Below are 2,688 nucleotides of genomic sequence, written 5' to 3' on the forward strand. Positions count from 1 at the left end.
CCCGAAACCTCATCCCCGGCCAGAGCCAGGGGCGAGGCAACCGCATACTTTCTCCCACCACGGCGCGACAGCGACGCTGGACCGCTAGTCCATTTCCTCGGCAACAACGCAAGACGCACTCCGGCTATGCGTGACTCTCAAACGGAAAAGAACAACGATCCGAGGACGAATTTGAACCTTTCTACTTTGGGTCAGCAGGCGCGAGAACAATGGGCATATGCAGTACCAAAGCCGGTTACCCACGAGAACAAATCCGCCGCCACAGCGGGCCGGGAACCCGCCGTGCCCCAAGACTAGAACTAGGCCAAGTGCGGCCACATTGCTTATTGCCGTGGTCGCCCTTTTGGGCCCCACGTCATGCAGCACCGAGGTGCCGGAACCAGGAGGAAGCCAACCGGCTTCCGTTGCTCCACCCGCAAAGACAAGCCCGTCCATCCATGCCATCACCCCCATGGGGAACCGACTCCCAACAGTCGGATCAACGGCTCCGAGTGAGACAGTTCCGTGGACTCTGGTGAGAATCGACAACGAGAAAAACCGCATTTACCTCTCAGCAGGACAGGTTAATTGTGCGGTGCCCGCTGTCGTGCACCTCCAAGAAAGTTCGACGGAAATCGTCCTCGCCGTGACCGGCCAATCGTTCGGCAGCCCATGCACCGGGAAAAAAGTAACCCTCGTCGGATACGTTCAGCTCAACGGTCCCGTCAACGGGCGCCGAATCATCGGAAACACGCACTAGCAGGCTTGGCCGCTAATCGAACCTCAACCGGGCCAGCTTCCTTGGTCTACTCCAATAGCGAAGACGGACAATTCAGCTCGCTGAGCAGCACCTCCATCGGGTTGGTCCGAGGGGAACCAATTAGCTCATATGGCTATCGGTCGTTCGGGGGTCGTTGCGGGCTGGTACAACTAATTCATGGGATGGCTAAATAAGTGGTTCGACGACACGGATTGGCCAAAGGACCCGCGCGTGGACGAGTTTAGGGATGCTGTGTGGGAGCTGTCTCTGAACGGCGAGCCCGTGGGTTGGGTGACTACCGGGGTCGCTCCCATGCGATCGTTCCCCTTCCTCTGGCTCAAGGAGGAGCGCATGTGGACGCAAGTGCACTGGCTGAGCGGTGAGCACGACTATCTCGACGAGGACTACGGTCCTGAATGGCATGTCGCTGAGGAACTGCGACGTGGGCACTTTGTCACAACCGATCCGCTCACCGGCCAGGAAGCAAGGTTTGACGCAGCCGCTGTAACTGCACCCGCGCGTGATCGCCTGTGGGCGCAGTTGGATCACGGCGTGGAACCGCATAGCCGGAATTAGGGAAGTTCCAACACCTCGAATCTCAGCTGGGCATCGGCAGCGTGGCTCTTCATGCCCACAGGGAACCTCTGGCGACCTTCGCCCGCCTTAGAGGTCTCGAATGTGAAAAACAGACTTGAGGTGCAGCTGACGCCTCAGCTGGCTCTCCTTGAGATTGTCGATCAAGACCGACGCCCCGACCCATGTCGCTCCAATTTCGGCAATTAGTCTTTGCAGCGCCATGAGCTGACCGCCACTGTCGATCAGATCGTCGACGGCGAGCACCCGGTCTCCGGAGTGGATGAGGCCCTTGGGCAGTCCCAGCTCGAGGTGGCGGTCTTTGTAATCGGGCGGGCTAGTGACAGTGACCCACGGGTCGCTGTCGAAGGATGGGGCAGCGTCCTTCCGGATCGGGCAAAAGCCTACGCCCAAGCTCGTCGCGGCAAGGACACCGGTGATGTATCCGCTGGCGGAGGGACCGATGACGACGGTGGGACTGGCCGTGCGGAAGGGTTCAGCGAGCAGGTCCCCTACGCCGGCTACAACTTCTGCGTCCCGCCACCAGGTGTACAGATTGAAGAATTGGCTGCCGGTTTCGGGACTGGTTTTCCAGTCAAAAATCTCTGCCATGTGTTGGCGGAGATCTTTGGCATTAGCGGCAGGCATGAGTTGAATCCTAGTTAGGCTCTAAGCCAAAGCGCCAAACCAAGGCCTAGAAACGTCCGTCAGAGGCCAGCCCGCATAGCGCCGGTGATAAGCCGGGCGCTTCGCGCCTTCGGGGGAACCCTCTACGGTTCTTGCCTGACGAGTTCGAGGACGTGGGCATAGTTTTGTTCGAGGGTGGGCTCCGGGGTAGCCAGGCGCCGTAGCGCGACTCGGACGACATCAACGGCAACTTCCCTGCTGACACGAACCAAGGGGTATCCCTCCTCGACTACTTCCCAGTGGGCTGCGGGAATAGTGTGCGTGAGGAGGTCTCCGTAGAACATCCCGACAGGCCGGGCAAGATCGGCCGGCAAACCATCATTGATGGCTTCATCAAGAGTGGCGAGGCTTTCTGCTCTGCGTAGCAGCGTTTGGCCTCGCGCTTGGAAATAGCTGAGGAGGTCGTCGTATCCGCCGACGTTGGTTGGCGGGGGTACGGCATCCGAAGTGACTGGCTTATATTCTGCGTACCTTCTCGGCATTCCCGCTGGCAGTTCCTGTAAAGGTTCTTCTGAGCTGCTCATGTGGCTCATCCTAAGCGCACTCGTTTCGCGCTGGTCGTTACCGGGAGCCGAACCCTTCACGGCACAAGTCGCTAGGTCTAATACGAAAGTAAGGTTCGTCAGGCTGCGGTGGCCGGGGTGATGGTGACGTTGAAGCCTAGGCTGTTGAGTTTTTTGATGGCGTTG

General features: G+C 59.2%; 3 protein-coding genes. 1 reads left to right on the plus strand and 2 read right to left on the minus strand.

The genetic code is table 11. The annotated features are described in order from the left end of the window. Nucleotides 1–970 precede the first annotated feature (970 nt). Nucleotides 971–1,315, plus strand: a complete 345-nt coding sequence (locus ACFTR6_RS22020; RefSeq protein ID WP_377959476.1) for a hypothetical protein — start codon at nucleotides 971–973, stop codon at nucleotides 1,313–1,315. 87 nt (nucleotides 1,316–1,402) lie between these two features. On the opposite strand, the gene ACFTR6_RS22025 is transcribed toward ACFTR6_RS22020, so the two are convergent. Together ACFTR6_RS22025 and ACFTR6_RS22030 are read right to left on the minus strand one after the other, a co-directional pair. After that, nucleotides 1,403–1,960, minus strand: a complete 558-nt coding sequence (locus ACFTR6_RS22025) for a phosphoribosyltransferase family protein (RefSeq protein ID WP_087871884.1) — start codon at nucleotides 1,958–1,960, stop codon at nucleotides 1,403–1,405. Nucleotides 1,961–2,082: 122 nt separating this feature from the next. Continuing rightward, nucleotides 2,083–2,523, minus strand: coding sequence for a DUF6278 family protein (locus tag ACFTR6_RS22030; RefSeq protein ID WP_140416318.1), 441 nt, complete (start codon nucleotides 2,521–2,523; stop codon nucleotides 2,083–2,085). Between the last annotated feature and the right edge of the window lie 165 nt (nucleotides 2,524–2,688).

This window comes from Arthrobacter sp. NPDC057009 (assembly GCF_042673905.1).
In the GTDB taxonomy this organism is placed as follows: domain Bacteria; phylum Actinomycetota; class Actinomycetes; order Actinomycetales; family Micrococcaceae; genus Arthrobacter.

Bases quoted from the DNA above. Each gene is read 5' to 3' on its own strand.
- ACFTR6_RS22025 (WP_087871884.1), bottom strand. From the start codon at position 1,960: ATGCCTGCCGCTAATGCCAAAGATCTCCGCCAACACATGGCAGAGATT.
- ACFTR6_RS22030 (WP_140416318.1), bottom strand. From the start codon at position 2,523: ATGAGCAGCTCAGAAGAACCTTTACAGGAACTGCCAGCGGGAATGCCG.